This is a genomic window from Amycolatopsis deserti (assembly GCF_014653945.1).
Classification (GTDB): Bacteria; Actinomycetota; Actinomycetes; order Mycobacteriales; family Pseudonocardiaceae; genus Amycolatopsis_E; species Amycolatopsis_E deserti.
In genome coordinates this window covers 1,050,872-1,065,055 of sequence record NZ_BNAU01000002.1, presented here as the reverse complement: position 1 = coordinate 1,065,055, position 14,184 = coordinate 1,050,872, and the positions used below count along the sequence as shown (strand labels likewise).

General features: G+C 72.6%; 15 protein-coding genes. 10 read left to right on the top strand and 5 right to left on the bottom strand.

The window, feature by feature from the left end; genetic code table 11:
- Nucleotides 1-49: 49 nt before the first annotated feature.
- Nucleotides 50-478 carry a Fur family transcriptional regulator gene (locus IE290_RS13410; protein ID WP_191244859.1) on the bottom strand — a complete coding sequence of 143 codons (429 nt, stop codon included), beginning with the start codon at nucleotides 476-478 and terminating at the stop codon, nucleotides 50-52.
- A complete protein-coding gene (locus IE290_RS13405) occupies nucleotides 475-858 on the bottom strand; it encodes an ArsR/SmtB family transcription factor (protein WP_094008877.1) in 384 nt (127 codons plus the stop codon). Before IE290_RS13405 ends, IE290_RS13410 begins: the two co-directional genes overlap by 4 nt.
- A 172-nt stretch (nucleotides 859-1,030) precedes the next feature.
- On the opposite strand from IE290_RS13405, the gene IE290_RS13400 reads away from it, so the two are divergent.
- Complete coding sequence (locus tag IE290_RS13400; RefSeq protein WP_094008878.1) at nucleotides 1,031-2,416, top strand: glycine--tRNA ligase; 1,386 nt, start codon at nucleotides 1,031-1,033, stop codon at nucleotides 2,414-2,416.
- A gap of 336 nt (nucleotides 2,417-2,752) precedes the next feature.
- Here IE290_RS13400 and IE290_RS13395 read toward each other — a convergent pair whose 3' ends face one another.
- Together IE290_RS13395 and IE290_RS13390 are read right to left on the bottom strand one after the other, a co-directional pair.
- Nucleotides 2,753-3,262, bottom strand: coding sequence for a GNAT family N-acetyltransferase (locus IE290_RS13395; protein ID WP_191244858.1), 510 nt, complete (start codon nucleotides 3,260-3,262; stop codon nucleotides 2,753-2,755).
- A complete protein-coding gene (locus IE290_RS13390; RefSeq protein WP_191245163.1) occupies nucleotides 3,259-3,807 on the bottom strand; it encodes a helix-turn-helix domain-containing protein in 549 nt (182 codons plus the stop codon). The genes IE290_RS13395 and IE290_RS13390 overlap by 4 nt, the downstream gene beginning before the upstream one ends.
- A 116-nt stretch (nucleotides 3,808-3,923) precedes the next feature.
- On the opposite strand from IE290_RS13390, the gene IE290_RS13385 reads away from it, so the two are divergent.
- From IE290_RS13385 to IE290_RS13345, 9 genes are all read left to right on the top strand, one after another.
- Nucleotides 3,924-4,841, top strand: a complete 918-nt coding sequence (locus tag IE290_RS13385; RefSeq protein WP_191244857.1) for an ABC transporter ATP-binding protein — start codon at nucleotides 3,924-3,926, stop codon at nucleotides 4,839-4,841.
- On the top strand, nucleotides 4,838-5,566 hold the full coding sequence (locus IE290_RS13380; RefSeq protein ID WP_191244856.1) for an ABC transporter permease: 729 nt from the start codon (nucleotides 4,838-4,840) through the stop codon (nucleotides 5,564-5,566). Before IE290_RS13385 ends, IE290_RS13380 begins: the two co-directional genes overlap by 4 nt.
- 14 nt (nucleotides 5,567-5,580) lie before the next feature.
- Nucleotides 5,581-6,696, top strand: coding sequence for a sensor histidine kinase (locus IE290_RS13375; protein WP_191244855.1), 1,116 nt, complete (start codon nucleotides 5,581-5,583; stop codon nucleotides 6,694-6,696).
- Entirely contained in the window at nucleotides 6,693-7,298 is a 606-nt protein-coding gene (locus IE290_RS13370) for a response regulator transcription factor (protein WP_191244854.1), read from the top strand. The genes IE290_RS13375 and IE290_RS13370 overlap by 4 nt, the downstream gene beginning before the upstream one ends.
- 25 nt (nucleotides 7,299-7,323) lie before the next feature.
- Complete coding sequence (locus IE290_RS13365; RefSeq protein WP_191244853.1) at nucleotides 7,324-7,956, top strand: YdcF family protein; 633 nt, start codon at nucleotides 7,324-7,326, stop codon at nucleotides 7,954-7,956.
- A 665-nt stretch (nucleotides 7,957-8,621) separates the two neighbouring features.
- A complete protein-coding gene (locus IE290_RS13360) occupies nucleotides 8,622-9,872 on the top strand; it encodes a deoxyguanosinetriphosphate triphosphohydrolase (protein WP_191244852.1) in 1,251 nt (416 codons plus the stop codon).
- Nucleotides 9,872-10,765: a YwqG family protein gene (locus IE290_RS13355; protein WP_191244851.1), complete on the top strand. Its 894-nt coding sequence runs from the start codon at nucleotides 9,872-9,874 to the stop codon at nucleotides 10,763-10,765. The genes IE290_RS13360 and IE290_RS13355 overlap by 1 nt, the downstream gene beginning before the upstream one ends.
- Before the next feature lie 69 nt (nucleotides 10,766-10,834).
- Complete coding sequence (locus IE290_RS13350; RefSeq protein ID WP_191244850.1) at nucleotides 10,835-11,947, top strand: serpin family protein; 1,113 nt, start codon at nucleotides 10,835-10,837, stop codon at nucleotides 11,945-11,947.
- Between the two features lie 10 nt (nucleotides 11,948-11,957).
- Nucleotides 11,958-13,742, top strand: coding sequence for a glycosyl transferase (locus IE290_RS13345; RefSeq protein ID WP_191244849.1), 1,785 nt, complete (start codon nucleotides 11,958-11,960; stop codon nucleotides 13,740-13,742).
- Here the strand turns inward: IE290_RS13345 and IE290_RS13340 are convergent.
- Complete coding sequence (locus IE290_RS13340) at nucleotides 13,739-14,182, bottom strand: MarR family winged helix-turn-helix transcriptional regulator (protein WP_191244848.1); 444 nt, start codon at nucleotides 14,180-14,182, stop codon at nucleotides 13,739-13,741. The genes IE290_RS13345 and IE290_RS13340 overlap by 4 nt on opposite strands.
- Between the last annotated feature and the right edge of the window lie 2 nt (nucleotides 14,183-14,184).

The following is a 14,184-nucleotide window of genomic DNA, read 5'->3' as shown; positions in this document are numbered from 1 at the left end:
ACACCAGGAGGCGCAATAGGACGACGTTACGCTTCAGCGCGCGGACGCACTAGCTCCCCAACCGCTTCGCGCACTCCGCGCACGTCCCGACGATCTCGACGGTGTGCCGGATGTCCGAGAAGCCGTTGCCGGACGCCACCTTCTCCGCCCAGCGCTCCACCGCCGGACCCTCCACCTCCACGGTGAAGCCGCAGTGCCGGCACACCAGGTGATGGTGGTGGTGCGTCGAGCAGCGGCGGTAGATCGCCTCGCCGGACTCGGTCCGCAGCACGTCCACCTCGCCGGCCTCGGACAGCGACTGCAGCGTCCGGTACACCGTGGTCAGGCCGATGCCGTCGCCGCGTTTGCGCAGCTCGTCGTGCAGCTCCTGCGCCGACCGGAAGTCGTCGACCTCCGACAGCAGGTCGACCACGGCCGCGCGCTGCTTCGTCGACCGGCGGCCGGGCACCGGGGCCCGGCGAACCTCGCTACTCGTCATGAACCCTCCTGGACGTGGGCCACCGCGTCCATCACGATGTGCGCAAGATGATCGTCCACGAGCCGGTAGACCACCTCACGGCCCCGGCGCTCACCCCGCACCACCCCGGCCGCCTTGAGCACACGCAGGTGCTGGCTGATCAACGGCTGCGCCACGTCGAGCGCGTCGACCAGCTCGTGCACGCACCGGTCGGCGTCCCGCAGCTGCAGCACGATCGCGATGCGCACCGGCGCCGACAGGGCCCGCAACAGCTCACCGGCCTCGGACAGCGTCGCGGCGGGCTGGGGCGGCGTGCGTGGCTTCAGCTCGTCGGCGGCGTGGACCTGGTCGGCGTCGTCGGGCAACCCGGGCAACGCGGCGTCCGGACGAGCCATCGGCATAGCCATCTCCAGCCTCGTGTCGGTCGGTGTCACCCCATCCTAGTGTTCTCCCGGTAGTGGTTGCCGTTATCGCCTCCCCCTCGCCATGTCAAGCCCCGCGCCGGGCCGCGACGAGGGCCGGATACGCTGGACGGAACCGATAACCGTCCCCGCATCTGATGGAGAGCGTGGAGTGCCCGCCAACATTGAGACCGTCGTCAGCCTGTGCAAGCGTCGTGGCTTCGTCTTCCCGAGCGGGGAGATCTACGGCGGAACCCGGTCGGCGTGGGACTACGGACCGCTCGGCGTCGAGCTCAAGGAGAACATCAAGCGCCAGTGGTGGCGCACGATGGTCCAGAGCCGCGACGACGTCGTCGGCCTCGACTCCTCCGTGATCCTGCCCCGCCAGGTGTGGGTGGCCTCCGGTCACGTCAACGCCTTCCACGACCCGCTCGTCGAGTGCACCGCGTGCCACCGCCGGTTCCGCTCCGACCAGCTGGCCGAGGACTACAGCGCGCGCACCGGCAAGGAGACCTCCGAGGACGACCTGTCCGACGTCCCCTGCCCGAACTGCGGCACCCGCGGCCAGTACACGCCGCCGCGCGAGTTCAACATGATGCTCAAGACCCACCTGGGCCCGGTCGAGTCCGAGGAGGGGCTGCACTACCTCCGCCCGGAGACCGCGCAGGGCATCTTCGTGAACTTCCTCAACGTGCTCACCACGTCGCGGAAGAAGCCGCCGTTCGGCATCGGCCAGATCGGCAAGTCGTTCCGCAACGAGATCACCCCCGGCAACTTCATCTTCCGCACCCGCGAGTTCGAGCAGATGGAGATGGAGTTCTTCGTCGAGCCGGGCGAGGACGAGCGCTGGCACCAGTACTGGATCGACCTGCGCACCGAGTGGTACACCGACCTCGGCATCAACCGCGACAACCTGCGGCACTACGAGCACCCGAAGGAGAAGCTGTCGCACTACTCGAAGCGCACCGTCGACATCGAGTACCGCTTCGGCTTCTCCGCCGGCCAGGAGTGGGGTGAGCTCGAGGGCATCGCGAACCGCACCGACTTCGACCTCACCACGCACTCCAACCACTCCGGTGTCGACCTGGCCTACTTCGACCAGGCCACCAAGGAGCGCTACCGGCCGTTCGTCATCGAGCCGGCCGCCGGTGTGGGCCGCCCGATGATGGCGTTCCTGCTGGACGCCTACCACGAGGACGAGGTGCCCAACGCCAAGGGCGGCGTCGACAAGCGCGTCGTGCTCAAGCTCGACCCGCGCCTGGCGCCGTTCAAGGTCGCGGTGCTGCCGCTGTCCCGCAACGCCGACCTGACGCCGAAGGCGAAGGACCTGGCCGCCCAGCTGCGCCGCAACTGGAACGTCGACTTCGACGACGCCGGCTCGATCGGCAAGCGCTACCGCCGCCAGGAGGAGGTCGGCACCCCGTTCTGCGTCACGGTGGACTTCGACACGCTCGAGGACCAGGCCGTGACGGTGCGGGAGCGCGACAGCATGCAGCAGGAGCGCGTGGCGATCGACAAGGTCGAGGCCTACCTCGCCGCCCGGCTCCCCGGCTGCTGACGAAGCCGCTCGAAAGCCCTGGTCACGCGTGCGTGACCAGGGCTTTTCGGTCTGCGGACGGCCCGAGCACCTGCGCTTCACCGCACCAGGGACCGGACGGTGGCCTTCCCGGACGCGGCGCGGCGCTCAGGGGTTTCAGGGCCTGGCGGTGGTGGTGTTGCCGGGCGTCGTGTCGCGCCCAGGCCTTCAGCGGGCCCCAGCAAGCGGCCCGGCGGCTTGCCCGCCGCGCCCGTGACCTGACGATGACGACTCGGCGGCGTTCCCCAGGCGCCACGCCCTATCCGGGGCCTCCCCTGGCGCCGCCGTGCCTTTCGTCGCCGTCTGTGCCCAGGGCGGTCAGAGCGTCTTGTAGAAGAACGTCGTCGGCTTCAGCGCCCCGCCCGGATCGGCCGCGTAGTCGGGCACCGTCCCGGCCTCCGTCCAGCCCGCCGAGGCGTACAGGCGCGAGGCGGGGCTGCCGGTCTCGGTGTCGAGCACCAGCAGCGTGATCCCGGCTGCCCGAGCGCCGCGTTCGGCCTCGGTCAGCAGCGCCCGGCCCAGCCCGCGCCCCCGCGCGTCGCGGTGGACCAGCAGTTTCGCCAGCTCGGCGCGGTGCGGTGCGTTGGGCAGCCGGGCCGGCCGGAGCTGCACCGTGCCGACCACCCGCGCGCCGTCCCAGGCCGCCCAGATCAGGACCCGGCCCTCGGCCACGTCGCCGGCGAGCCCCTTCCACCACGCCTCGGCCGACGCGGCGTCGAGCGGCGCCAGGAACCCGACGGACGCGCCGCCGTTGGTGCAGTCGGCGAGCACCTCGGCCAGCGCGGGCACGGCACCGGCGAACTCCGCCGCGGACAGTCGCGTGATCACGGCATCACCAGGACCAGCAGGTAGCGGGCCGCGTCCGGACCGGAACACACGAACCGCGTCGGGCCCCACAGCCGGAACCGCAGGCAGTCGCCGGGGCCGAGCGCGTGCGTCTCGCCGTCGATCGTCAGCTCCAGGTTCCCGTCGAGCATCCACACGTGCTGCTCCAGCCCGGCCACGGACGGCGCGTCGTAGCGGATGTCCGCCCCCGGCCGCAGGGTGCCCTCGACGACCTCCGCCCGCAACGCCGGGTGCGGTGGTGACACCGACCGGCGCACGAACCCGCTGTCCTCGTCGGTCCACACGCTCTGCGCCGAAGCCCGCACGACCTGCGCGCCCTCGGCCTCCACCTCGGTCAGCAGGCGCGACATCGGCCGCTCGTACACCGTGCACAGCTTGCCCAGCAGGGACGCGGTCGGGCTGATCTCGCCGCGTTCCACCCGGGACAGCGTCGACCGGCTGATCCCCGAGCGGTCGGCGAGGTCGTCGAGCGACCAGCCCCGCTGCGCCCGCAGCTCCGCCAGGCGCGCGGCCAGGCGATCTTCCATGGTTCTCACATCAGGGATCATATCCCATATCTGGGAGAGTAGCCCTGACACTTGTCACGGTCAGGTCGTGACGCTCGGCCTGCGAACCCAGAGGTCGGCGGCGGCACGCTGAGCACATGGACGGAACACAGACCCTGACCCGGGCCGCGGTGCGGCTGACGGGCCTGCGCAAACACTACGGCGAGGTGCGTGCCGTGGATGGCGTCGACCTCACCATCGCGCCCGGCGAGGTGGTCGCGCTGCTCGGCCCGAACGGCGCCGGCAAGTCCACGACGGTCGACATGCTGCTGGGCCTGACCAGGCCCGATTCCGGCGAGGTATCGATCTTCGGCGCGGCCCCCGCCGAGGCCGTCTCCCGCGGCGCGATCGGCGCCATGCTGCAGGGCGCCGCGCTGCTGGACGACGCCACCGTCGGCGAGATGGTCGGCCTGATCGCGTCGCTGCACCGCAAGCCGATGCCCGTCGCCGAGGCCCTCCGCCGCGCGGGCATCGAAGACCTGGCGAACCGGCGCGGCACCAAGCTCTCCGGCGGTCAGAAGCAGCGCGTGCGGTTCGCCGTGGCCCTGGTCAGCGACCCAGACCTGCTGGTGCTCGACGAGCCGACCGCCGCGATGGACGTGGGCAGCCGCCGCGAGTTCTGGAAGTCCATGCACGCCTACACCGACACCGGCCGCACCGTGCTGTTCGCGACGCACTACCTGGAGGAGGCCGAGGAGTTCGCCGACCGCGTCGTGCTGATGCGCGCCGGGCGGATCGTCGCGGACGGCTCCGTCGCGGAGGTTCGCGCCCTGGCCAGCGGCCGCACCCTGCGGGCCGCCGTGCCGGGCGCCACCGCGGCGGCGGTCGCGGCGCTGCCGGGCGTCACCGAGCACGAGGTGCGCGGCGGCCGGATCGCGGTGTCCACTTCGGACTCCGACGCCACCCTGCGGGCCCTGCTGGCCCGTTTCCCGGACGCGCACGACATCGAGATCACCGCGATCGGGCTGGAAGGCGCCTTCCTGACCCTGACCGCCGACGAGGAGGACCACCGATGAGCCTGAAGTTCCTGACCCTGGAGATCCGCCGCGTGCTGCGCTCGCCGCGGTTCCTGGTCTTCACCGTGGCGTTCCCGGTGCTGATGTTCCTGCTCTACGTCGGCATCTTCGCGCGCGGTGACCAGGACGCCGTCGCGCCGCTGATGGTCGGCATGACGTCCTTCGGCGCCATGTCGGCGGCGCTGTTCATGGGCACGCGGGTGGCCGTGGAACGCAAGGCGGGCTGGCAGCGGCAGCTGCGGCTGACCCCGCTCACCGGCGCCGGCTACCTCACCGCGAAGGCCGCGACGGGCCTGACGCTCGCGCTCGCACCGGTGGTCCTCGTGCCGCTGGTCGGGGCGCTCACGCAGGGCGTGTCCCTCGATGCGGGCAGCTGGCTGCGGGTCACCCTGGGGGTGTGGCTCGCCGCGATCCCGTTCGCGCTGATCGGGCTGCTCATCGGGCAGGTCGGCACGGCCGACTCGGTCCAGCCGATCACGCAGCTGGTGATGCTGCCGATGGCCCTGCTGGGCGGCATCTTCATCCCGGTCGAAGCGATGCCGCACTGGCTGCTGCAGATCTCGCACGTGCTGCCCAGCTACTGGATGGCGCAGGTCGGCCGTGGCGCGGTGACCACCGACCTGAGCACCAGCCTCGGCCAGGACGTGCTGTGGCTGGCGGTGTGGACCGTGGCCGTCGGGATCGCCGTGGTCCGCCGCTACCGTAAGGACTCCGCGCGGGTGTGATGGGGAGAAGCACGGTGGCCGACGACAGGACCCAGTGGTGGAACGAGCACGCTGCCGGACGGCCCAGCCCGCGGTTCGTGCGCCGCTGGCCGCTCGCCGGGACGATCTTCTTCCTGGCCAGTGCCGTGCCGGTCGGCCAGCGCCTGGACCCGCTGCTCATCGTGCTGCTGGTGGCCTACGGCGCGTGCTACGTGAGCTTCCCGTACTTCCTGCTGGCGAACCGCCGGATGCGCGTCCGGTTGCCGTTCGCGGTGCTGATGCTCGTCCTCGGGTGGGCGGTCCTGCTCCAGGGCACCAGCATCTACATGCTCCTCTACGCCACGCTCGCGATCGCGATGAGCATGCCGGCGGGGTGGGTGCTGGTGTTCGACGGCGCCGCGCTCGCCGGGTGCGGGGTGCTGCTGCTCGTCCACAACGACGTGCCGGGCACGCCGTCGGACATCGGCGCGGTCGTCGGCATCACCACGACCGCGTTCTTCATGGGCCGGCTCGCGCAGACCGTGCGGCGGCTCCGGCGGGCCAACGAGGAGATCGCCGTGCTGGCGGTGAGCGCGGAACGGGAACGGCTGGCCCGGGACCTGCACGACATCCTCGGCCACAGCCTCACCACCATCGCGGTCAAGGCCGGCCTGGCGCGGCGGCTGATCGAGACGGCGGCCGACCCCGGCCGGGCGGTCACCGAAATCCGCGAGGTCGAAGGGCTGGCGCGCAGCGCGTTGTCCGACGTGCGCGCGACGGTCTCGGAGTACCGCGAGGTGTCGCTGTCGGCCGAGCTGGTGGGGGCGCGCGCCGCGCTGCGGGCCGCCGAGATCGAGGCGGAGTTGCCGAGCGCGGTCGACAACGTGCGGCCGGAGCTGCAGAGCGCCTTCGGGTACGTGCTGCGGGAAGCGGTGACCAACGTGCTGCGGCATTCCGGCGCGAGCCGCGTCAAGGTGCGGCTGGGGCGGAACTGGATGGAGATCTCCGACAACGGCCGCGGCGGCGAGCCGGGCCGGGCGGGCAACGGGTTGCGCGGGCTGGAAGAGCGGCTCGCCCAGCTCGGTGGCACGCTGCAGGTCCGGGCACGGCCCGGTGAGGGGTTCCAGCTGCGGGCCGAGGTGCCCGTGGCGACGCCGGTGGAGGTCGCGTGATCCGGGTGCTGCTGGCCGACGACCAGGCGATGGTGCGGGGTGCGCTGGCGACCGTGCTCGGCCTGGAGCCGGACATCGAGGTGGTCGGCCAGGTCGGGTCGGGTGACGAGGTGCTGGCCGCGGCGAAGGAGACCACGCCGGACGTGGCGCTGCTCGACGTCCAGATGCCGGGCAAGGACGGCCTGACCGCGGCCGCCGAGCTGCACGCGGCGCTGCCGTCGTGCCGGATCATCGTGTGCACGACGTTCGGCAGGCCCGGTTACCTCGCGCGGGCGATGGCCGCGGGGGCGGCCGGGTTCGTGGTGAAGGACTCCCCGCCGGAGCAGCTCGTCGACGCGGTCCGCCGGGTCCACACCGGACTGCGCGTGGTCGACCCGGCGCTGGCCGCCGAATCGCTGGCGACCGGGGCGAGCCCGCTGACCCCGCGGGAGCACGAGGTGCTGCGGGCGGCCAGCGACGGCGGCACGGTGTCCGACGTGGCCCGGCGCCTGCACCTGTCCGAGGGGACCGTGCGCAACCACCTGTCCGCCGCGATCGGCAAGACCGGCGCCCGCACGCGGGCCGAGGCCGTGCGGCTGGCGGAGGAGCGCGGCTGGCTGTGAGGACCCGTCTGGGAGGATGACCGGGATGGGTGATCGGGTGAGCTGGGTGCGCCGGGCCGTGCTGGGCACGGTGCTGGTGCTGGTGATGGTGGTCGGCGGGACGGCGTTCCGGGTGTGGCAGGTCGCGCGCGAGGACGACCGCACGCACGCCGACGCGATCGTGGTGCTCGGCGCGGCGCAGTACAACGGCAAGCCGTCGCCGATCTTCCAGGCGCGGCTGAAGCACGCGATGGAGCTGTACGAGGACGGGGTGGCGGACCGGATCGTCACTGCGGGCGGCAACAAGGCAGGCGACGCCTACACCGAGGCCTCCGCGGGGGCGAACTGGCTGATCGAGAAGGGCGTGCCCCGCGCGGCGACGCTGGCGGTCGGCGAGGGCAGCGACACGCTCGGCAGCCTGCGCGCGGTGGCCGCCGCGTTCGGCGAGCGGGGCTGGCGGACCGCGGTGCTCGTCAGCGACCCCTGGCACTCCCTGCGAGCCCGCACGATGGCCGACGACGCCGGCCTGGAGACCTGGACCTCGCCGACGCACAGCGGGCCCATCGTGCAGACCCGGGAGACGCAGTTCGCCTACATCTACCGCGAGACGGGCGCGCTGTTGTTCTACCGGCTGACCAAGACACCTGCCGACAACATCGGCGGCACGGGGTTGGGCTGAGGTTTCCGGCCGCCTGGGCTCTGCAGTCCGGGCGGTGGCGGTGAGGTCTGCGCTCGCCGGCTCGGGTTGGTGGCTTCGCCGCGCCCGAGCGGTGGGAGGGGCTGCGGTGCGTCAGCCCGCTCCGACTCATTCCGCCGACTCGGGCCGGCTCCGCCCGAGCCGGCGGAGGGGCCGCGGTGCTTCACCCCGTTCCCGACGACCTCCGCCGGCCCCGGCTGGCCGCTCGGCCCCGCCGATGCCGGCCGCGGGGCTGGGGGCCCGCCGGATCACGACCCCGACCCGCCCGCACGGGGGCCCGGCTGCCGCTCGGGATGCGGTGCAGGCCAAGCCCGATCCGTCTCCTCGAACCCGGCCGGAGATGGTTGTGAGCTCGGCTCCTGGCCGAGCCGCGCGCGGGCCGACCCGCCGACCCTGGCTGGTGCCTCGGCTGCCGCCGGGGGCGCCGACCAAGTCGCCTCGCTCTGTTCCCTCGAACGCTGGCGGCGGGCTCAACTTCAGGCCCTGCACTTCACCGAGCACCCGCGGGCAGGCGCGCAGCCCGGAACTGCCGTCCCGGCTCACCTCATCTACCAGTCGCGCCCGCACGAGTGGGCATCTCGTGTGTCCTGGTCAGAACCCCGCCCGCGAGCCCCGGAATTGTCGGTCGGTGCCCGTAGAGTTGCGGGGTGTACAGCGAGCACGATCAACAACGGTGGCTCGGCGAAGCGCCGAAGCGGGCGGCGCTTCCCGGGTCGCGGCCGGACGGCCGGAGTGCGTTCGCGCGGGACCGGGCCCGCGTCCTGCACTCCGCGGCGCTGCGCCGGCTGGCGGGCAAGACCCAGGTGGTGGGGCCTGGGGAGGGCGCCGAGGTCAGCGGGGTGCCGCGCACGCGGTTGACGCACTCGCTGGAGGTCGCGCAGATCGGGCGCGGCATCGCCGAGGAGCTGGGGGCCGATCCGGACCTGGTGGACACGGCGGGGCTGGCGCACGACATAGGGCACCCGCCGTTCGGGCACAACGGCGAGCGGGCGCTCGACGAGGTGGCGCAGTCGTGCGGCGGGTTCGAGGCGAACGCGCAGACGCTGCGCATCCTCACCCGGCTGGAGCCGAAGGTCGACTCGGCCGGGCTGAACCTGACGCGCGCGTGCCTGGACGCCGCGACGAAGTACCCGTGGCCCCGGCGGGCGGGCACGGCGAAGTTCGGGGTGTACGCGGACGACCGGGAGGTGTTCGACTGGATGCGGCAGGGCGCGCCGGAGGGCCGCACCTGCCTGGAGGCGCAGATCATGGACTGGGCCGACGACGTGGCGTACTCGGTGCACGACGTCGAGGACGGCGTGCTGGCGGGCCGGTTGTCGCTGTCGGTGCTCGCCGACCCGGGGGAGCGGGCGGCGGTGGCCGAGCTGGCGGCCAAGCACTTCTCGCGCCTGTCGGTGTCGGCACTGGAGGGCGCGGCGCGTGACCTGCTCGACCTGCCCGTCGTGGCCGAGCTCGCGCGGCCCGGTTTCGACTCGACGCCGCAGGGCCAGGTCGCGCTGAAGCGGATGACGAGCGAGCTGGTCGGCCGGTTCGCTTCCGCCGCGGTCACCGGAACGCGCGCCGAGTACGGCGACGGCCCCCTCACCCGCTACGAGGCGTGCCTGGTGATGCCCGAACGTGTGGCGGCGGAGGTCGCGCTGCTGAAGGCGCTGGCGCTGCGGTACGTCATGAGCGACCCCCGAAGGCTCGCCATGCAGGCCGGACAGCGCGAAATGCTGGCCGAACTGGTGACGATCCTGGCCGAGCGCGCGCCGGACCCGCTGGAAGCCGCGTTCCACCCCGCGTGGCACGCGGCCTCCGACGACCCCGCGAGGCTCCGCGTGGTGATCGACCAGGTCGCCTCCCTGACGGACGCCCAGGCGCACGCCTGGCACCGCTGGCACACCGGACGCCACTGATGCCCACCCGTGAAGCGCGACTGCTCGCCGTCGCGCGCAAGACACTGCCGCCGGCCATCGCCGAACGCTGGATCTCGCTGATCCGTCCCGCCGTGCGTCTGCGTCCGGCAGGCCGGGGCGACCGCGTGGTCGGCCGGCTCGGCGGTTGTCCTTCGGTGCCCGACGATTTCGAGTGGCCGGTGTGGACGGGCGAGGGCTCGTTGAGCTTCGTCGCGTCCGTCGACTGCGCGAAGCTGCCACGCGAGTCGATCGACCTCGCGCTGCCCACCAGCGGCACGTTGCTGTTCTTCTACTTCGACGACACGCTCGGCTACTTCGACCCGGACCACCCGCCACGCACGGTCGGGAAGTGGGACCCGCAGTCGCTGACGGCGGGATCGCGGGTCATCCACATCCCCGCCGGCGTGCCGGCCGCCGAACGCGAACCACCCGCTGACATCGAGCCCTACGACTGGGTCCCGCTGGCCGCCTCCCCTCGCCTGACCGGCCCGGACTGGTCTCACCCGGCCTTCCGCGCCGCGTGCCGGGACCTGCCGAAGGACGAGCTGTCGTTCTTCGACGACCACGCCAACGGTGACGCGTTCATGGCCGCTCTGGCTGCGACAGTGCCGAGCCCGGCGCACCAGATCGGCGGTTACGCCTTCCCGATCCAGGACGCGGTCGAACTCGATGTCGCATGCGCGCACCTGGGGGTCGACGGGGCCCGCGGCGATCGGGCATCGCCGGCAGTGTGTGAGGAAGCCCGGCGCTGGGTGGTGCTCGCGCAGATCGACTCGGACGACGCGACCGGCATGATGTGGGGCGACGCGGGGCGGCTGCACTGGCTCATCCGGCCGGCGGACCTCGCGGCGGGACGGTTCGGCGCGTCGTCCTTCACGTGGCAATGCGGGTGAGTTGTCACCCACCCACCCCACCACCGCACCCCGCCGGGCCCTGACCTCCGGTCCGGTAGCGTCGGGGGCGTGACCACGCCGGAACGGGAGCATCTGCGCTTCACCCTCGCCGTGCACCGGGTCGCCAACAGCGCTACCGGCGACGCGGTCCTCTCGCCGTACTCCATCGCCAGCGCGCTGGGCCTCGCGAGCCAGGCCGCCCACGGACCGGCCGCCGACGAGCTTCTCGGGCTCCTCACCGGGGGCGACCCGGACATCGCCAAGCAGGCCGACCTCCTCCGCGCCGCCGCCACGCTCGACAACACCACCCGCCAGGAGGACCCGGTCCTCGCCGTCGCCAACACGCTCTGGGCCTGGGACCAGCTGCCCGTCCGCGACACCTTCCTCGCCGACCTCGCCGGCTGGCCGGGCGCGAGCGCCAAGACCGCCCCGTTCGTCGCCGACCCCGACGGCGCCCGCCGCGCCATCAACGCCGACATCGCCGAGACCACCCGCGACCTCATCCCCGAACTGCTGCCCCCGGACTCGGTCGGCCCGGACACCGTCGCCAGCCTGGTCAACGCCCTCTACCTCAAGGCGGCCTGGCAGCACCCGTTCCGCGAAGCCGCCACCCGCGACGAGCAGTTCCACAGCCCGTCCGGCCCCCGGCGCGTCCGCATGATGCGCCAGTCCGAACACCTCGGCTACGCGCACCAGGACGGCTGGCAGGTCGTCGAGCTGCCCGGCGCCGGCGTCACCGCCACCGTCCTGCTGCCCGACGGCGACCTCGCCGACCAGGAACCGGACCTGGACGACGCGAAACTGGCCACCCTGCTCGCCGCCCCCCGGCGCGTGCAGCTCGACCTGCACCTGCCGAAGATCGACCTGGACCGACCCGCCGACCTCACCGGCGCCCTCAAGCGGCTGGGCGTGCGCACGCTGTTCGAGCCCGGCGCGGCCCCCCTCGGCCGCCTGACCCCGGATCCGCGCGCGTTCGTCTCGGCCGTCCAGCACCAGTCCGTCCTCAAGCTCGACGAGCAGGGCCTCGAGGGCGCCGCCGCGACCGCGGTCATGATCCGCACCATGGCGATGGTCAGCCCGGCCGACCCGGTCGAGGTGCGCGTCGACCGGCCTTTCCTGCTCCTCGTGCGGCACGCCCGGACGGGTGTGGTCTACTTTTTCGCCCGCGTAGTCGAGCCCTGAGGGTGAAAGAGTGACCGCTTTGCTGCAGGCGCCCGAGACCGTGCCCGAGGTCGGAGAGGAGCGGCGCCGGTTCGGCCGCGCCGACGCACTGGTCATCGGCATCTACATCGTGGCCGCGTTCATCCTGTACGCCGGGCTGTGGGTGAACCTGGGCAGCGGCGGCTACATGTACAACAGCGGCCAGGACCAGAACATGTGGGAGTGGTTCTTCGCCGTCACCGCCCACGCGGTGTTCCACTGGGAGAACCCGCTCGGCACCACCCTGCAGAACTACCCGGTCGGCGTGAACCTGATGGCCAACACGGCCATGTTCGGGCTCGGCATCCCGCTGTCACCGATCACCCAGCTGTTCGGACCCACCGTGACCTGGGCGATCGCGCTCACCGGCGGCCTGGCCGGCACGTCGATCGCCTGGTACTGGGTGTTCTCGCGCCACCTGGTCACCTCGCGCACGGCCGCGGCGATCGGCGGCGCGTTCTGCGGTTTCGCGCCGGCGATGATCTCGCACGGCAACGCGCACCCCAACTTCGTGGTGCTGTTCCTGATCCCGTTCATCGTGATGCGGCTGATCCGGCTCGCGCAGGGGCAGCGCCCGGTGCGCGACGGCATCATCCTCGGCCTGATGCTCGCCTACCAGGTGTTCCTGGGCGAGGAACCGCTGCTGATCATGATGATGGCGTTCGTGCTGTTCGCCGCGGGCTACGCGGTGTCGCGGCCGCGTGAGGCGCTGCGGATGGTCAAGCCGATGGCCGGCGGCCTGACCGTCGCGGCGGTCGTCGCCGTCGCCATCGCGATCTACCCGCTGTGGTGGCAGTTCTTCGGCCCGCAGAGCTACCGCACCCTCGAGCACGGTCCGGTCGGGAACGACACCGCGGCGTTCACCCGGTTCGCCACCGAGTCGCTCGCCGGGCAGCCCGAGGCGGCCGCGGACGTGTCGATGAACCGCACCGAGGAGAACGCGTTCTTCGGCTGGCCGCTCATCATCCTGATGGTGGTGCTGACGGTCTGGCTGTGGCGCAACGTCGTCGCCCGGGCCATCGCTATCTCGATGTTCCTGATGGCGTGGCTGTCGCTGGGCATCGAGATGATCGTCAACCACGAGGGAACCGGGATCCCCGGCCCGTGGCGTCTGCTGTACGAGCTGCCGCTGTTCGACTCGCTGCTGGAGTCGCGGCTGGCGATCGGGTGCATCCCCGCGGTCGCGGCGCTGCTCGCCATCGCGACCGATCGCGTCTTCGAGGCCGCGCCGGGCTTCCGGGACCGGAACCTGCCGGTGCGGTTCCTGTGGCTGGGGGCGCTGGCCGCGGTGCTGCTGCCGGTCGCGCCGACGCCCTACAAGACCTACATCCGCCCCGAGACGCCGGCCTTCTTCGCCGACGGCACGTGGCGGCAGTACGTCGGGAACGGTTCGGTGGTCGTCGTGCCGCTGCCCAACGGCGGCGACGCGCGGGCGCTGCACTGGCAGGTGGAGGCCGACCTGGGCTTCCCGCTCGCCGACGGGTACTTCGTCGGCCCGAGCGGCCCGGACGACAAGCGCGGCCGCTACGGCGCGGTGAACCGCCCGACGGCCGACCTGCTGGCCGACGTGCGCGACAGCGGCGAGGTGCCGACCGTGACGGTCGCCCAGCGCGCCCAGGCGGTCGAGGACCTGAAGTACTGGAAGGCCGACGCGGTCGTGCTCGCCCCGGTCACCAACGGCAACGCCCTGCACCAGACCGTGGACCAGCTGCTCGGCGGGCAGGCCGTGTATGTCGACGGGGTCTGGGTCTGGGACGTCCGCGCCCTGCGCGGCTAGGAGTCGAGCACCTCACGTGCCAGCCGGTCGAGGTAGCTCGCGAAGCGGCGCCTGTCCTCGGCCGGCCAGTGCGCCACCAGCGCCTCGAACACCTGCTCCTGGTGCGCGTGCGACACCGCGAGGAACGCCTCGCCCTCGGCGGTGAGTGACAGCCGCGCGCGGCGGGCGTCCTCGGCGGAGGTCTGGCGCCGCACGTAGCCGTCGCGCACCGCGTCGGCGATCATCCGGCTCGCGACCGACCGGTCCAGCCCGAGCTGGCGCGCCACGTCGGCGACCGTGACCTCCCCACGCGGCGCGGCGCTGTGCACGGCCTCCACCACGTACAGGTTCTGCACGGTCGCGGTGCGCGGAGCGTCCTCGTCCAGCCGTTGCGCCACCTCCGGCGCCCAGCGCCGCGACCAGAACCGCACCAGCCGGAACAACGCGCGCCCCGCGGCCATCG